A 15240-nucleotide genomic window follows, 5' to 3' on the forward strand; every position below is an offset into this window, starting at 1 on the left:
CCCTACGACGTCTCGACCAACCCCGCCCGATCCGGTGTCGCTCGACATGATGCCCCGAGCGGTCCGGTGCCAAACCCGGAACCTGACTCTCGGGACTTTCGTCCCGTTTGCCCCGTTCCGCGCTGGCAGAGAGAAAGTTACGCGGTTTCGGGTTTGATCGTCAAATCCCCAGCTCACTGCGGTTCGGACCGGCGACCGGCCCGCCATCCCCGGGTACCGAGCACCCCGACGAGGGTGCCGATCACCAGGGAGGCGGCGATCAGGAGCGCGTGGATCCAGAGGAACCCGGTCGGCGTTCCCGCACCGATCGTGCCACCCGCCCAGGAGCGTGGGTCGTTCCAGATGGCGAGCCCGAACCTGGGCCAGATGACCCAGCTCCACACCCCTACGCCGACCAGGAACAGCGACCAACCCCGGGACAGGACCATGGTCGACGAGTATGCCCGCGTCGGCCGTCCTCCGACGCGCCCCCACGAAAACCACCGCCGGGCTCTACGGTGGAACCATGACCCGACCGGTTACCGACGCGCCGGAGGCCGCGACCGGCCTCCCCGGTGATTCGTCGGTGCCCGGTCCGGCCCGCCCCGGCTTCGGTCGGGAGCGGACCCTCGATCTCCTCCGGGCCGGCGGACTGCGGTTCCGTGCCGGCGGGCGATGGCGGCTCGCGCCGAGCTGACCCTCCCGACCTCGTGGCCTGACGGCCCCGGTCGGTCGCGCACCCGCGTGCCCCGCACGTTCCTACCGCAGAGAAGGCGTATCACCATGTCCGTTCCCCGCATGCTCACCGGCGACCGTCCCACCGGGCGGCTGCACCTCGGCCACTACGTCGGCAGCATCGCCAACCGGGTGGCGTTGCACCACCGGCACGAGAGCTACTTCATCATCGCCGACCTGCACATGTTGACCACCCGCAACAGCCGGGACGACATCGCCGCGGTGTCCGGCAATGCCCGGGAGATGGTCACCGACATCCTCGCCTGCGGTGTCGACCCCGCGCAGGCGACGTTCTACCTCCAGTCGGCCATTCCCGAGGTCGGCGACCTCAACACGCTCCTACAGAACCTGATCACCGTGCCCCGCCTGGAACGGGTGCCGTCGGTTCGGGAGATGGCCCGGGACGCGGGACGCGACGAGATCCCGTACGGACTGCTCGGTTATCCCGTCCTCCAGGCCGCCGACATCCTGTGTGTCCGGGCACACGTGGTACCGGTCGGCAAGGACAACGCCGCGCACGTGGAGGTGACCCGGGAGATCGCCCGCCGGTTCAACCACCTCTACGGCGAGGTCTTCCCGGTTCCCGAGTTGATCATGTCGGACACGCCGACCCTGGTCGGTACCGACGGGCAGGCGAAGATGAGCAAGTCCCGGGGCAACGCCATCGCGCTCTCCGATGACGAGGCCACGGTCCGCCGCAAGGTCATGGGGATGTACACCGACCCGAACCGGGTCCGGGCCGACGTACCGGGGACGGTGGAGGGCAACCCGGTGTTCGCGTACCACGCGGTGTTCAATCCGGACCGGGAGCAGGTGGCCGGGTTCGCGGCCCGGTACCGGGCCGGACGGATCGGTGACGTCGAGGTCAAGGAGGCCCTGGCGGTCGCGGTGAACCGGTTCCTCGACCCGATCCGGGAGCGCCGGGCCCGGATCGAGGCGCAGCCCGGGCTGGTCGACCAGGTGATCGTCGAGGGCACCGAGCGGACCCGGGAACGTGTCCGGGCCACCCTGGTCGAGGTCCGCCGGGCCATGGGTCTGACCGCCGCCTACCAGCAGGTCCGGCGGCGGGCCGAGCGGGCACGCCGGACTGCGGCCGGACCGGCCTGAACCGGCGTACCGGTCACCGGGCCGGCCGGCGTTCGCGGGGTACCGCCGCCGGGCGGCCCGGTACGCGGACGCACCTCACCGGCACGGCCGCCGGGCGGCTCGGGTACGGGCGCACCTCACCAGCGCGACCTGCCGGGCCGCTCCGGGGCGGCGGGCCGTCAGGTGGTCGGGGTACGAAGCTGGTCGAAGTACGGCTTCATCGCCGGGTAGTAGTCACCGAAGTCGATCCCCGGGGCGGAACCGGCGGCCTCCGGCGCGGAGCCGGTGCCCGCCGGGGCGTCGGGGCCGGCGGCCGCCAGCAGGTCGAGGTAGTACTCCCAGCCGGGGCCGATCTCGCCGACGTGCTCCTCGGTGTCGAGGTGGTGGGTGAACCGCAGCTCGGTGGTGCCGGCCGTCTCGGTCAGCAGCAGCTCGATCCGCCAGCCGCCCGACTCGTCGGCCGCCGACACGGCCAGGTGCCGGGGTGCCTCGCACACCTCGATCCGCAGCTCCGTCCAGGGGGTGCCGTCCTCGAAGGCCATCTGCAACCGGATGGTCCGGCCGGGGGCGGCGTCCCCCTCCCACCGTCCGAACCAGCGGGCGGTCCGGTCGGGTTCGGTGACGCTGCGCCAGACGTCCTCGATCGGGGCGCGGAAGGTGCGGACCAGGACGAGGTCGGTGCCGGTGGGGGTGCGGAACAACTGCCCCGTGGGGGTGCCGGTCATGCGGTCTCTCCTACTGCTCGGTGTGCGGAGTCTGCCCGGTGTGCCGGGTCGCTCGTGCGCCGCTCACGGCGGGTGCGGTGGACCTCCGTCTCCAGCGCGTCGAGGCGCTGCGCCCAGCCGTGCGGACGACGGAACCGGGCGAGCCAGTCGACCAGCTCGGTGAACCGGTCGGCGTCGAGCCGGTAGAGCCGTCGTCGGCCCACCAGCTCACTGCGGACCAGGCCGCTGTCCCGGAGGACCCGCAGGTGGCGGCTGACCGCCGGCCTGCTGACCGGGAATCGGTCGGCGATCTCCCCGGCGGGCAGGTCGCCGTCCCGCAGCAGTTCGAGAATGCTGCGACGAATCGGATCGGCGATCGCCGCCGCCACCTCGTCCACCCGGAAAGCGTAACCTATGGGTTACGGGTTTGCCGCGGCCGCCCGCCGACGACGGTCAGCGGACGACCTTGCGACGCGGCCGGACCGTCAGCCGGGCCGGACACACGGGTCTTCGACCGTGGACGACGAGCTCTCCGCCGTACGGCCGTCGGTGCTGGTCACCCGCACCCGCCAGGTCACGGCGGAGGCGCGGAGCTGACCCACTGTCACCCGGGCGGACGATCCGTCCACGGTCATCGTCCGGCTCGCCAGCCGACCCCCGGCGGGCGTCCACCGCAGCTGCGCGGTCCCGATCGTGGCACTGCCGGTGGCCCGGACGACCAGGCTCCAGGTGTCCGTGCCGCAGCGGACGTGCGCGTCCGCCACCACCGTGAAGGGCACGGCCAGCGGCAGCGCGGCCGGCGGGCGGGGCACGGCCGGCGGTCCGGCCGACGGGCGGGTCGGTGCGGGGACCGGCGGCGCACCGGCGGGTGGCACGGCACCGGCGGGTGGCACGGCACCGGTCGACGGCGCAGCGGCGGTGGCCGACACCCCGCCACCGGCCGGACCCGCGGCCGTCGCCGTCCGCTCCGGGACCTGCCCGCCGGTGCTGACGGCCGGCGACGACGACGCGCCTCCGGACCCGTCGCCCGAGGTCACCGCCGCCTGCTCGGCGGCCGGCCGGCCCGACGAGAACGCCCAGGTACCGGCCGCGACGAGCAACAGCAACAGCAGCAGGCCGGCGAGCCGACGCCGGTTCCGGGTCGCGGCAGCCGTCCGGACCGGTCGGGCGGCGGTGCCCGCCGCCGCCGTGTCACCCGAGGTGACCGCCGCGGGAACGCCGGCCGGCACCGCGTGGACGACCCTCCCGGGGCCGGTGGTGGCCGACCCGTCCCCGGCGGCGACCGGACCGGCCGCCGACGACGGGTCGGTGGGCGCGGCGGCCTCCGCCGACGGCACCTCGGCGTGCCCCTGGGCCGCCCCGGCCGGATCAGGGCCCCGCCCCCCGCCGGTGGCGTCGGCCGGACCACCGTCGGCCGGACCGGTGCCCGCCCCGCCGTCGCCGGCCGGACCGGTGCCCGCCTCACCGCCGTCGGCCGGGCCACCGCCGTCGGCCGGGTTGGTGCCGGCGGCCTGGCCGGTGGCGGGGTCCGCGTCGGCGAGCCGCGGCCAGACCGAGTCGGCGACCACCAGGAAGCCCGGTGCCGTGTACGCGGTCAGCAGCGCCGCCGGGTTGCACTGTTCGCGCCGGAGCAGCCCGCACCGGGCGCAGTCGTCGATGTGCCGGGCCACCCGCTTGCGCAGGGTCGGGGTGAGCCGGCCCTGCCAGTCGTCGAGCAGGTCGGCCAGGGCCGGGCAGTCCCGCGCCCCGCCCCGGGCGACGAGCAGCGCGCCGAGCGCCCGTTCGAGCTGGGATCGGGCCCGGGACAGCCGGGCGTGCGCATGGTTGGCGGGCACCCCGAGCGCCGCGCCGATGTCGGCGGAGGACAGGTCGTGTCGGATGGCCAGGTCCACCACCTCGCGGTCACCGGGGTTGAGCGCGGCGACCGCCAGGTGCACGAGGTGACGTACCTGGTCGGCGTTGACGACGGCGGCCGGATCGGCGGTGTCGGCCACCGGCTCGACCACCTCCGTCAGCGGTTCGGAACGGGACCGCTCCCGCAGCTGCCGCAGGCACTCGGTCCGCACGATCGCGTACAGCCAGGAGCGCAGCCGGTCCGGGTCGCGCAGTTGGTCGATGCGCTGACTGGCCAGGAGGAACGCGTCGTGGACGGCGTCCGCGGCGGCCTCCGGCTCGCGCAGCAGCACCCGGGCGTACGTGTAGAGCCGGTCGGCGTACCGCCGGTAGATGCCCTCCAGGCCGACCCGGTCGCCGTGGCGCAGTGCCTCGACGAGCGCCCGGTCGTCCAGCGCCGTCACGTCCATCCGTGCCCCCACCACTCGTCCACCGCTCCAGTAGAGCGAAGAAAAAATTTCCCGGGAACTTTCTGTTGGCATACCGACCCGCCGCTGCTCCCACCGGTGTCAACACACCGTCGACCCCGGGAGAGCCCCATGGCCACGACACGTTCCGCAACCCACCGACCGGGCACCGGCCGACACCGGTACCTCGCCACCGTAGTGGTGGCCACACTCGCCGCCGGACTCGTCGCGGCCACCTCGGTGGACGCCACCGCCGCGACCGTCCCGGGTGGACCGACCGGGGTGCCCGGCGCCACCGCTACCGAGCCGTTGGCCTTCCGGGTCGACCCCGGCCTGTCCGTGCCCCGGCTGTCGCTCGACCCGGTCGGCCGGGTCGGCACCGACCGGCAGGTCGGTGTGGTGGCCGGCCCGGACGGCAAGCCCGCCGGCCTGGTGCTCGACGAGGTCATGGTGCGGGTCTCCGACCAGGCCGAACTGGACGCCTTCCTGGCCCGTTGGGGTGGCCAGGTGCTCGACTCGTTCGCGCCGGACGAGCAGGGACAGGACCACCTCGTCCGGGTGGACGCCAACCGGGCCGACCCGGCCGGGCTGGTCGCCGACCTGCTCGCCGCCGAGCCGCGCCAGTCCGGCGGCTACCGGGTCGGCGACGAGCGGGCGCTGCGGCTGCTCGCGCTGGCCGCCGCCGAGTGGCGGACGGGCACCGAACTGGTCCTCGACTGGCTGGTGGAGCCGTCCGGCATCACCGACGGCAAGGTGTTCGAGGCCCCGGACATCGGCAAGAACGTCTTCGACTGGACGTTCATGCGGGCCGGTGGCGCGATGGACATCGGGGTGGCCCCGGCCTGGCAGCTGCTGGAGAGCAAGGGCAAGCTGACCAAGCAGGTGAAGTACCTGGTGCAGGACGGCGGGTTCCAGTTCAACTCCGACTTCCCGAGCAAGGTCTCCCTGCACAAGGCGGAGTGGGGCGAGACCAACACCAACGACTGCACCGGCGGCACGCCCTGCCCGTGGCACGCCTCCGACGTGGTGCTCGCCGGGATGGGCCGGGTCGACAACGACTACGGCACCGCCGGTCCGGCCGGGCCGGTGGTCCAGGAACTGGTCGCCGTCCGCAACGGCATCGACTACTGGACGGTCCTGCGGCGGCTGGAGAAGGCCGCCGAGGCGACCCACCCGGACGTGGTCAACCTCAGCTTCACCCGGGACGTGGACCTCGGCGTCAGCCACGCCCGCACCTGGACCGACCGGCGGATGAAGCACGTCCGGGACACCGGGGCGCTGATCGTCTCCGCCGCCGGCAACAACGGCACGAACGTCGACGGCGACACCCTCTGGGTGCCCTGCGAGAGCACCCACGTCATGTGCGTGGGCGGGATGAACACGAACGCGACGGTGTCCGGCGGGTCGAACTGGGGCACCAAGGACCTCACCACGTCGGTGGAGATCTACGGTCCGATGTGTGTGGCGGGCCTGACCGATCCGGGCACGCCGGCGGTCAACACCACGAAGACCACCTGCGGCACCAGTGTCGCCTCGCCGTTCGTGGGCGGGGTCGCCGCCCTGGTGATGGCCGCCGACCCGACGCTCACCTCCGAGCAGGTCCGCGAGATCCTCAACGACACGGCCCACGTCGGTGGGCTCGGCGACAAGGTGACCGGCAGCCAGCGCCGGATCGACGCGCTGGCCGCCGTCGCCAAGGCGCTGGGGGTGACCGTCGGCAAGCCCGCGGTGACCATCAGCACCCCGAAGACCAAGCAGAAGTTCGGGGTGCACCAGTCGGTGGACCTCTGGGGCGCGGCCACCGACTTCCTGGGCAAGGAGATCCCGCTCACCTGGACCAGCAGCCTCGACGGTGAGCTGGCCACCGGGTCGCAGACCTTCGTGCCGTCGCTGTCGGCCGGCAGCCACGTCATCACCGCCAGCGCCACCGACAGCCTGGGGCGTACCGGCTCGGCGTCGGTGACCGTCACGGTGGTGGACAGCCCCGCGACGGTGGGGATCATCTCGCCGCCGGCCGGGCTGACCCTCCCGGCGGGGCAGTCGGTCGGCCTGCTCGGCACCTCGAACGACCCGGACCTCTTCGGGCAGCTCCCCGACGCGAAGGTCTCCTGGACGGTGCGGCGCGGCAACACGGTGGTCCTGGAGAAGACCGGTCACCAGGCGCTGCTGCCGGCGAACGCGGTCACCCCCGGGGCGTACACCGTGACGTTCGCGGCGGGTGGGGCGAGCGTGCAGCGCGCCTTCTCGGTCACCTCGCCGCCGGCCGGGCAGACCCGGCCGACCGCCACGATCACCCTGCCGGCGTCGGCCCTGGAGCTGACCACGATCGAGTCCGGGCCGAAGTCGGTCGCGTTCACCGGTACCGGGTTCGACGCCGAGGACGGCGTACTCGCCGGAAACCGGTTCCGCTGGACGGCGTACGGCGACGGCGGTGTCAAGCAGGTGCTGTGCCAGGGCAGCGCGGTGCCCACCGGCGAGCCGCTCGACGACAAGGTCACGCCGAAGAACTGCGCGTCCTTCACCGCGGCGCTGGCCCAGCTCACCAGCGGCACCGACACCAGCACCTGGTCGGTGTGGCTGGAGGTCTTCGACGCGACGGGACTGGTCGGCACGGACTCCGTGCCGGTCCGGATCCGACGGCTCACCCCCTGACGGCCGGTTTCCCCATCCGAACAGGCCCCGGGACCGACCGGTTCCGGGAACGTACGACACGAGGAGAGAACATCATGCGTGGACAAGAGTGGACGCGACGGACGGTCGCCCTGGGCGGTGCCCTGCTGAGCGCGGTGGTGCTCGGTCAGGTCGCGCTCAGCGGACCGGTGGCGGCGGTGCCCGGCCTGCTGTTCCGCACGACGGTCGGACCGAGCAACAGTGTCGCCAAGTCGCAGAACGCGGTATGCCCGACCGGCACCACGGTCATCGGCGGCGGCGGGGCGGTCAGCGGGACGGGTCTCGGCCAGGTGGGCATGGACATCGTGCAGCCGCTGGCCAACGCCGATCTCTACTCGGTGACCGGTCGCGAGGACCCGAACGGGGTCGCCGGGAACTGGGCGCTCACCGCCAGCGCGATCTGCGCCCCGGCGCCCTCGGGTCTGGAGGTGGTGACCGGCCACTCGGCGGCCAACTCGGTGAACCCGAAGTTCCTGGAGCTGTTCTGCCCGGTGGGCAAGCGGGCGATCGGCGGCGGCGGCGCGGCCCTGGCCCTCGGCTCGGGAGCCAGTGACGTGCTGCTGGAGGATCTGCGGATCAACCAGACCAGCGTGACGGTGGCGGGGGTCGAGGCCGGCAACGCCTTCGCGGGCAACTGGTCGGTGGACGCGTCGGTGATCTGCGTCGACCCGCTCCCCGGTGAGCAGCGGGTGATCGTGGACAGCGCCGACAACTCGACGACCAGCCGTGCGGTCGCCGCGACCTGCCCGGCCGGCAAGCGCCTGCACGGTGTCGGCGGCGAGATCGTCGGCGGGGAGGGGCAGGTGCGGCTGACCGAGATGCGGCCCACCTCGTCGACCACCGCGACCGTCCGCGCGACGGAGGACGAGAACGGTTTCAGCGGCAACTGGAAGGTGCGGGCGTACGCCGTCTGTGCGAGCTGAGCGACCGGTGAGTCGACGGCCACCCGCCGGCCCCGCGGTTCCGCGCCGATCGTCGGTGTGGAACAGCGGGGCCGGCGGCGGTCCGGGGTTGTGTCGACCACCGCCCGTCGGTAACGTATTGCATCGATACGACTACTCATGGTCATGGTAGGAGATGTTCCACATGACACAGACCATGGAGACCGACCTGCCCCACTGGCCCCCGGTCAACTCCGCCCGCAGTCCGTTCACCCCCCTCGACGACGCCGAGCGGCAGCGGTACGTCGGCCCGGTGACCCGGGTGCTGCTGCCCACCGGGGCGACCGCCTGGCTGGTCAGTCGGCACGCCGACGTACGCCAACTGCTCCGGCATCCGGCGTTCAGCTCCGATTTCCAGCGTCCCGGCTTTCCCCTGCTCCGCCCCCTGCCGTCCGAGGCGACCAGGGATCTCCAGGGCACGTTCATCCAGATGGACGGCGACGCCCACCTGCGGCTGCGACGGATGCTGACCGCCGAGTTCATGATCAAGAATGTCCGCCGGATCGAACCGCTGATCCACCGGACCGTCGACGAGGCCCTGGCCGACCTGGCCGCCGCCGGCTCCCCGGCCGACCTGGTGTCGACGTTCGCCCTGCCCCTGCCGTCCAAGGTGATCTGCCACCTGCTCGGCGTCCCCTACACCGATCACGACTTCTTCCAGTCCCGCAGTCGCCGCCTGCTCGACCGCGGGCTGCCGGCCGATCAGGTCCAGCACGCCGCGCAGGAGCTGCGGGGCTACCTCCGGGCGCTGGTCGACCGCAAACGGGCGCGTCCCGAGGAGGCGGACGACCTGCTCAGCCGGCTGGTCCGGGAACGGGTCGAGCCGGGCGAGCTGGGCGTCGACGAGTTGGTCGGGATGGCACTGTTGCTGCTCGTCGCCGGCCACGAGACCACCGCCAACATGATCGGCCTGAGCGTCCTGCTGCTGACCCGCCACCCCGGGCAGTACGCCATCCTGCGGGACCGGCCCGAGCTCGCCGCCGGGATGGTCGACGAGCTGCTGCGCTACCTGAGCATCGTCCGGACCGGGCTGCTCCGGGTGGCCACCGAGGACGTCGAGATCGGCGGCCGGCGGATCCGGGCCGGCGAGGGCGCCGTCGTCCTGCTCTCCCTGGCCAACCGGGACGCCGGGGTCTTCGACGATCCCGACGGGTTCGACCCCTACCGGCAGGCCCACCAGCACCTGGCCTTCGGGTTCGGGATGCACCAGTGCATCGGGCAGCCGCTCGCCCGCGCCGAGCTCCGGATCGCACTGGTGGAGCTGGCCCGCCGCTTCCCCGACCTGCGGGTGACGGCGGCCCCACAGGAGCTGGCCGTCCGCGACAATTCCATCGTCTTCGGCCTGGACGCACTGCCGGTGGCCTGGTGACGCCCCGGCCGACGGATGGGGCGACGACGGTGGCGGTCAGCGTCGACCGGGGCCGCTGCTGCGGGTCGGGCAACTGCGTCCTCGCCGCGCCGGAGGTCTTCGACCAGGACGACACGGACGGGCTGGTGCTGCTGCGCGATCCCGCACCACGGGCGGCGCTGCGGGACCGCCTCCAGCGGGCAGCCGACCTCTGCCCGGCCGACGCGATCCGGCTCGACTGAGGCGGGCCACGCCGGCGTACCGGACGGCCCGGCCCCGGTGGTGTACCGGGGCCTCGTCAGCCCGGCCCCGGTGGTGTACCGGGGCCCCGTCAGCCCGGCCCCGGTGGTGCGCCGCGCTCAGCCCGGTGCACCACCGACGGACGCACCCCGGCCAAGCGGGGTCCGGCCGCGTCGACGGGGGTGGTTCAGCGCGACGACGTCCAGCCCTGTCGGCGTAGCCGTTCGATGCCGTCCAGCAGCAGGTCGAGCGCGAACTCGAACTCGAACTGGTCGTCGCAGCCCGACCCCACCACGGACGCGTCCTCGTGGGCGGCCGCCCGGGCGATCTCCGCGACGTGCGGGAACCGGGCGGCGACCTCGGGTGGCATCGACGCCGCCGGCTCGGGACCGGTCGGACCGGAACGCCCGGCCTGACGGGAGGCGTCGAACAACTCCTGACTGAAGCCCAGGATCCGGCTGCCCAGCGCGTGCATGACGTGGTGGGTGAGATCGACGGAGAGCCCGCCGGCCCGCAGTGCCCCGATCATCGAGTCGAGGTAGGCGAGCACGGCGGGCGTCGCCATGTTCCGCGACTCGATCGCCAGCGGCGCCCAGGGGTGACGACGCAGCACCTGCCGTGCCGAGAGGATGCGTCGGCGGACGGCGTGCCGCCAGTCGGTGTCCGGCAGCAGCGGATCGATCTCGCCGACGATCACGTCGATCATGCCGTCGAGCAGTTCGTCCTTGTTCGCCACGTGCTTGTAGAGGGCCATCGGCACGACGCCCAGCTCCTGCGCGAGGTTGCGCATGCTGAGCGACCCGATCCCGGCCCCGTCGGCCAGCGCGACGCCGGCCCGCAACACCCGGTCCCTGCTCAGCGGCGTCCGGCGCAGCGTCCCAGCCTGCTCGGCCATCTCTCTTCCCGTCCTCGGTCGGTGAGAGGACCCTATCCGTAATTGACAGGTGTACGGCGTACACCTACCGTGGGGAGAAGCGGAGTGTACGCCGTACACCACAAGGGGGTCGACGATGAAAGCAATCGTTCAGAATCGATATGGTCCGCCGGAGGTCCTGGTACTCGCCGAGGTCGACGTCCCGGTTCCCACGGCCGGTGAGGTGCTCGTCCGGGTCGAGGCGGCGGCAGTCAACGCGTACGACTGGCACGTGATGCGCGGCGATCCCCGGATGGCCCGGTTGGCGCTGGGCGTGTCGCGGCCCCGGGCGCGGATCCGGGGCCGGGACTTCGCCGGCCGGGTCGAGACCGTCGGTGCCGGCGTGCGGGGGTTCCGTCCGGGCGACGCGGTCTTCGGCGACCTCGGGGACGCCAACGGGGCGTTCGCCGAGTACGTCTGCGCCCCGGCGACCCGGGTCGCACCGAGGCCGGCGAACCTGACCCCGCAGCAGGCCGCCGCCCTGCCGCTGGCCGGCAGCACCGCGCTGGCGGGGCTCTGCGACGCCGGCCGGGTCGGCCCCGGTCACCGGGTCCTCGTCAACGGCGCGGCCGGGGGTGTCGGCACCCTGGCCGTCCAGCTCGCCAAGGCGCTCGGCGCGAGCGTGACCGGGGTGTGCGGTACCCGCAACGTCGAGCTGGTCCGCTCGCTCGGCGCCGACCGCGTGGTCGACTACACCCGTGCGGACTTCAGCCACGGCCCCCGCCACGACGTCGTGTTCGACCTGGTCGGCAACCGTTCCCTGACCGCGCTCCGACGGGCCCTGACCCCCACCGGGACACTGGTGCTCTCCGGCGGTGGCCGGTACCACGGGGGCAGTCTCCTCGGACCGGTCCGGCTCCTCCTGCGGGGACGGCTGCTGGCGCCCTTCGTCCGGCACCGCATCCTCGTCCCCACCGCGATCCCCGGCCGGGAACAGCTCGACACGCTGCGCGCCCACGCCGAGGCCGGTCGCCTCACCCCGGTCGTCGACCGGACCTATCCGCTCGGAGAGACGGCCCGGGCCATCGCCCATCTCGAGACCGGACACGCCCGCGCGAAGGTGGTCGTCGTCATCTGACCCACCGACGATCCGGCCGGCCCCACCCGCCGCTCGACAGACTCCGACGGGAAGTCTCCCAATATCAACTGTCAATGGGCTGTCAATAGTGGAAGCGCTTCGATTCGCCGTCCCGACACTATTGACGGAAGACGGCTCTCATTTACCATCGTCGATGCAAGGTCTCGTTCATCCGCCGTTCACCCTGTCGACGGCCGGCCTTCGAGGCACCCGCACCGCACCCGGGCTCCGCGCACCGCCACCCGTCCGCACCGAGGAACAGGAGCAGGACCGCCATGAAAGCCACCGCACGCCGCACCGCCGTCCTGGCCGGGCTCACCGCCGCCCTGCTGGCCGGCCCGCTCGCCGTCGCCGCCGTCGCCGCCGCACCGACCGCCACGATCACCCTCAACGGCACCGGCGCGACCGTCTCCGGCAGCAACGTCACCGTCGCCGGCAGCGCCGTCACCATCACCGCCCCCGGCTCGTACGAGATCAGGGGCACGCTGAACAACGGCTACGTCAAGGTGGACAGCGCCGCCGCCGGCACCGTGGAACTCATCCTCGCCGGCACCTCGATCACCAACTCGACCTCGTCACCGCTCTACGTCACCGACGCCGACGCGGTCACCGTCACGCTCGCCGCCGGGACCAGCAACACCCTCACCGACGCGGCGACCTACACCAACACCGGCGAGCCGGACTCCGCGCTGTTCAGCGCCGCCGACCTGACCATCGCCGGCACCGGCTCGCTGACCGTGCGCGCCAACCACGCCGACGGCATCGTCAGCAAGGACGACCTGATCATCCAGTCCGGCACCATCACCGTCAACGCGGTGGACGACGCGATCCGGGGCAAGGACTCGCTCACCGTCAACGGCGGCACGATCAACGTGACCTCGTCCGGCGGCGACGGACTCAAGTCCAACGAGACCGAGGCCGGCAAGGGCGTGCTCACCATCACCAACGGCACGATCACGGCCTCGGTCGCCGACGACGCCGTCAAGGGCGAGAACGTGCTGAACATCTCCGGCGGCACCATCAACGTCACCCGGTCCTACGAGGCGCTGGAAGGACTGCGGACCACCATCAGCGGCGGCAACATCACCGTCGTGGCCAGCGACGACGCGGTCAACGCCGCCGAGGAGGGGCTCGGTCACATGGAGCCCTCCGCGATCGCGTTCATCAAGGTCACCGGTGGCACGGTGGTGGCCACCGGCGGCACCGACGGCTTCGACTCCAACGGGTCGCTCACCTTCGCCGGGGGCACCGTGGTGGCCCGTGGCTCCAGCACCCGGGGTGGCGGCGAGGGCGCGATCGACGCCGACGGGCCGATCGCCTTCACCGGTGGCACGGTGGTGGGCGCCGCGCTGACCTCGCTGGCCGTCTTCCAGGCGGTGCCGAACAACGCCCAGGGCTGGGTGGCCCCCCGGTTCAACGCCAACCTGGCCGCCAACACCACCGTGCACGTCGTGTCCGGCAGCACGGTGCTGGCCTCGTACCGGACCTCGGCCACCGTCCGGGAGGTCGTCTTCTCGTCCAACCGGATCGTCAACGGCCAGCGGTACGACATCTACACCGGCGGCAGCGTGAGCGGCACCAACGTCGGCGGTCTCTACACCGGCGGCAGCATCACCGGCGCCACCCGGGTGCTGACCGGCGTCACCGCCGGCCGGTACGGGCGGTTCTGAGCCACCGGACGCTCCCGGTCGGGGCCAGCACGGCCCCGACCGGCGGCACCGGATCCGTGAACGCACCATCGTCGACCTGAGGCCCGTCCGTCGAACGCCGTGTGGCGGGAGAGCCGGCGGAGGGCCACCCGAAGGAGCAGATAATGTCGCGCTTGGTACTGGCCGGAGTGGACCTGGTCGCCGTGGTCCTGCTCGTCTTCGCGCTGTATTTCCCGCGTCACCGGCGGCGGGACCTGGTGGTGGCCTACCTCGGCGTCAACGTCGGCGTCTTCGCCGTGGCCAGTTCGCTCAGCAGCAGCACCGTCGGCGCCGGCCTCGGGCTGGGGCTCTTCGGCGTGCTGTCGATCATCCGGCTCCGCTCCACCGAACTCGACCAGCACGAGGTGGCGTACTACTTCTCCGCGCTCGCGCTCGGCATCCTCGGCCCGCTCTCCGGGACCTCGGTCTGGACGGTCGGCGCGCTGACGGCGCTGATCCTCACCGTGATGTTCGTCGGGGACCACCCCCGGCTGCTGCGCCGGTACCGCCGGCACGTCATCGTGCTGGACAGCGCGGTCACCGATTCGGTCGCCCTGACCGCCCACCTGGAGCAGTTGCTCGGCGCGCGGGTGCACAACGTCAACGTCGAACGGGTCGACCTGGTCAACGACACGACGGTCGTGGACGTCCGCTACTCACGGCCGAGGGTCGCCGCCACCGGCGGGCGACGCCCGGTCGAGACGGGTTCCGCCCGATGACCGTTCCCGGCCCGACGCTGGGCCACCTGACGCCGATCGGCCTCGCGGAACTGACCGAGCGCGCCGGCCTGCAGACCCGGTTCGACCGCAAGTACCTGCTCCCGCTCGCCGAGGTGCCGCACCTGCTCGCCGGGCTCGGCCGTGGCGACCAGGTCCTGGAGATCGACGGGCGACGGGCGTTCCGCTACGAGTCGATCTACTTCGACACCGCCGATCTGGTCAGCTTCCGGCTCACCGCCCGACGGCGACGACGCCGTTTCAAGATCAGGACACGGACGTACCTCGACTCCGGTCTCTGCTGGCTGGAGGTCAAGACGGAGGGCACCCGTGGGGGCACCGTCAAGGAGCGGCTGCCCTACCGCCCCGGTGACAGCGGCACCCTCACCCCCGGGCGGTCGTTCGTCGACGGCGTGCTCGCGCCGCTGCGCACCGGCCCCGCGCTGGCGTTCGCCCCCACTCTCACCACCCGCTACCTGCGCAGCACGCTCTACCTGCCGGCGACCGGCAGCCGGGCGACGATCGACATCGCGTTGCACTGGGAGGACCCCCGCGGTCGCCGACTGGAACTGCCCGCACTGGCCATCGTCGAGACGAAGACGGGTTCCACCGCCTCGCACGTCGACCGGCTGCTCTGGCGTCGGGGTCACCGCCCGGTGGCGATCTCCAAGTACGCGACCGGACTGGCCGCCCTCGACCCCGAGCTGCCCGCCGTGCGCTGGCGACGCGTCCTGCGACGTCACTTCGGGTGCGCCGACGGCCCCACGGGCACGACACCGCCCGGCCCGAGGCCCCCGGGCGCCCACCCGACGCCGGCGAGGCCGTCCACCTGACGTACGCCA

The 15240-nt window shown here is 72.8% G+C and carries 15 protein-coding genes; 10 read left to right on the top strand and 5 right to left on the bottom strand.

All coding sequences use genetic code 11. From position 1 onward, the window contains the following. Positions 1-173: 173 nt before the first annotated feature. Positions 174-428 (bottom strand): hypothetical protein, encoded by a 255-nt coding sequence (locus O7612_RS28705; protein WP_282269040.1) that lies wholly within the window; start codon positions 426-428, stop codon positions 174-176. 77 nt (positions 429-505) lie between these two features. On the opposite strand from O7612_RS28705, the gene O7612_RS28710 reads away from it, so the two are divergent. Beyond that, a complete protein-coding gene (locus O7612_RS28710) occupies positions 506-676 on the top strand; it encodes a hypothetical protein (RefSeq protein WP_282269042.1) in 171 nt (56 codons plus the stop codon). A gap of 86 nt (positions 677-762) precedes the next feature. Then, positions 763-1821 carry a tryptophan--tRNA ligase gene (trpS, locus tag O7612_RS28715; RefSeq protein WP_282269044.1) on the top strand — a complete coding sequence of 353 codons (1059 nt, stop codon included), beginning with the start codon at positions 763-765 and terminating at the stop codon, positions 1819-1821. Positions 1822-1979: 158 nt separating this feature from the next. Here trpS and O7612_RS28720 read toward each other — a convergent pair whose 3' ends face one another. The 3 genes from O7612_RS28720 to O7612_RS28730 all read right to left on the bottom strand — a co-directional run bounded on the left by O7612_RS28720 (position 1980) and on the right by O7612_RS28730 (position 4807). Beyond that, positions 1980-2525 carry an SRPBCC family protein gene (locus O7612_RS28720; RefSeq protein ID WP_282269046.1) on the bottom strand — a complete coding sequence of 182 codons (546 nt, stop codon included), beginning with the start codon at positions 2523-2525 and terminating at the stop codon, positions 1980-1982. Beyond that, entirely contained in the window at positions 2522-2902 is a 381-nt protein-coding gene (locus tag O7612_RS28725; protein WP_282269047.1) for a metalloregulator ArsR/SmtB family transcription factor, read from the bottom strand. The genes O7612_RS28720 and O7612_RS28725 overlap by 4 nt, the downstream gene beginning before the upstream one ends. A gap of 87 nt (positions 2903-2989) precedes the next feature. After that, a complete protein-coding gene (locus tag O7612_RS28730) occupies positions 2990-4807 on the bottom strand; it encodes a sigma-70 family RNA polymerase sigma factor (protein ID WP_282269048.1) in 1818 nt (605 codons plus the stop codon). A 129-nt stretch (positions 4808-4936) separates the two neighbouring features. Here O7612_RS28730 and O7612_RS28735 point away from each other — a divergent pair, with 129 nt between their 5' ends. From O7612_RS28735 to O7612_RS28750, 4 genes are all read left to right on the top strand, one after another. Then, positions 4937-7456 (top strand): S8/S53 family peptidase, encoded by a 2520-nt coding sequence (locus O7612_RS28735; RefSeq protein WP_282269049.1) that lies wholly within the window; start codon positions 4937-4939, stop codon positions 7454-7456. Between the two features lie 74 nt (positions 7457-7530). Beyond that, positions 7531-8397, top strand: coding sequence for a hypothetical protein (locus O7612_RS28740; protein ID WP_282269050.1), 867 nt, complete (start codon positions 7531-7533; stop codon positions 8395-8397). Positions 8398-8560: 163 nt separating this feature from the next. Continuing rightward, on the top strand, positions 8561-9784 hold the full coding sequence (locus tag O7612_RS28745) for a cytochrome P450 (protein ID WP_282269051.1): 1224 nt from the start codon (positions 8561-8563) through the stop codon (positions 9782-9784). After that, positions 9781-10005 carry a ferredoxin gene (locus O7612_RS28750; protein WP_231932482.1) on the top strand — a complete coding sequence of 75 codons (225 nt, stop codon included), beginning with the start codon at positions 9781-9783 and terminating at the stop codon, positions 10003-10005. The genes O7612_RS28745 and O7612_RS28750 overlap by 4 nt, the downstream gene beginning before the upstream one ends. A gap of 185 nt (positions 10006-10190) precedes the next feature. Here the strand turns inward: O7612_RS28750 and O7612_RS28755 are convergent, their stop codons facing one another. Beyond that, entirely contained in the window at positions 10191-10898 is a 708-nt protein-coding gene (locus O7612_RS28755; protein WP_282269052.1) for a TetR/AcrR family transcriptional regulator C-terminal domain-containing protein, read from the bottom strand. Between the two features lie 115 nt (positions 10899-11013). On the opposite strand from O7612_RS28755, the gene O7612_RS28760 reads away from it, so the two are divergent. From O7612_RS28760 to O7612_RS28775, 4 genes are all read left to right on the top strand, one after another. After that, on the top strand, positions 11014-11994 hold the full coding sequence (locus O7612_RS28760) for an NAD(P)-dependent alcohol dehydrogenase (protein ID WP_282269053.1): 981 nt from the start codon (positions 11014-11016) through the stop codon (positions 11992-11994). Positions 11995-12269: 275 nt separating this feature from the next. Next, positions 12270-13664, top strand: a complete 1395-nt coding sequence (locus O7612_RS28765) for a carbohydrate-binding domain-containing protein (protein WP_282269054.1) — start codon at positions 12270-12272, stop codon at positions 13662-13664. Between the two features lie 143 nt (positions 13665-13807). Further along, entirely contained in the window at positions 13808-14401 is a 594-nt protein-coding gene (locus tag O7612_RS28770; RefSeq protein WP_282269056.1) for a DUF4956 domain-containing protein, read from the top strand. Beyond that, the gene (locus tag O7612_RS28775; protein ID WP_282269058.1) at positions 14398-15231 is read left to right on the top strand and encodes a polyphosphate polymerase domain-containing protein; all 834 of its coding nucleotides are present in this window, start codon (positions 14398-14400) and stop codon (positions 15229-15231) included. The genes O7612_RS28770 and O7612_RS28775 overlap by 4 nt, the downstream gene beginning before the upstream one ends. The last annotated feature ends 9 nt before the right edge of the window (positions 15232-15240 follow it).

This window comes from Micromonospora sp. WMMD987, assembly GCF_029581435.1.
Classification (GTDB): Bacteria; Actinomycetota; Actinomycetes; order Mycobacteriales; family Micromonosporaceae; genus Micromonospora; species Micromonospora rifamycinica.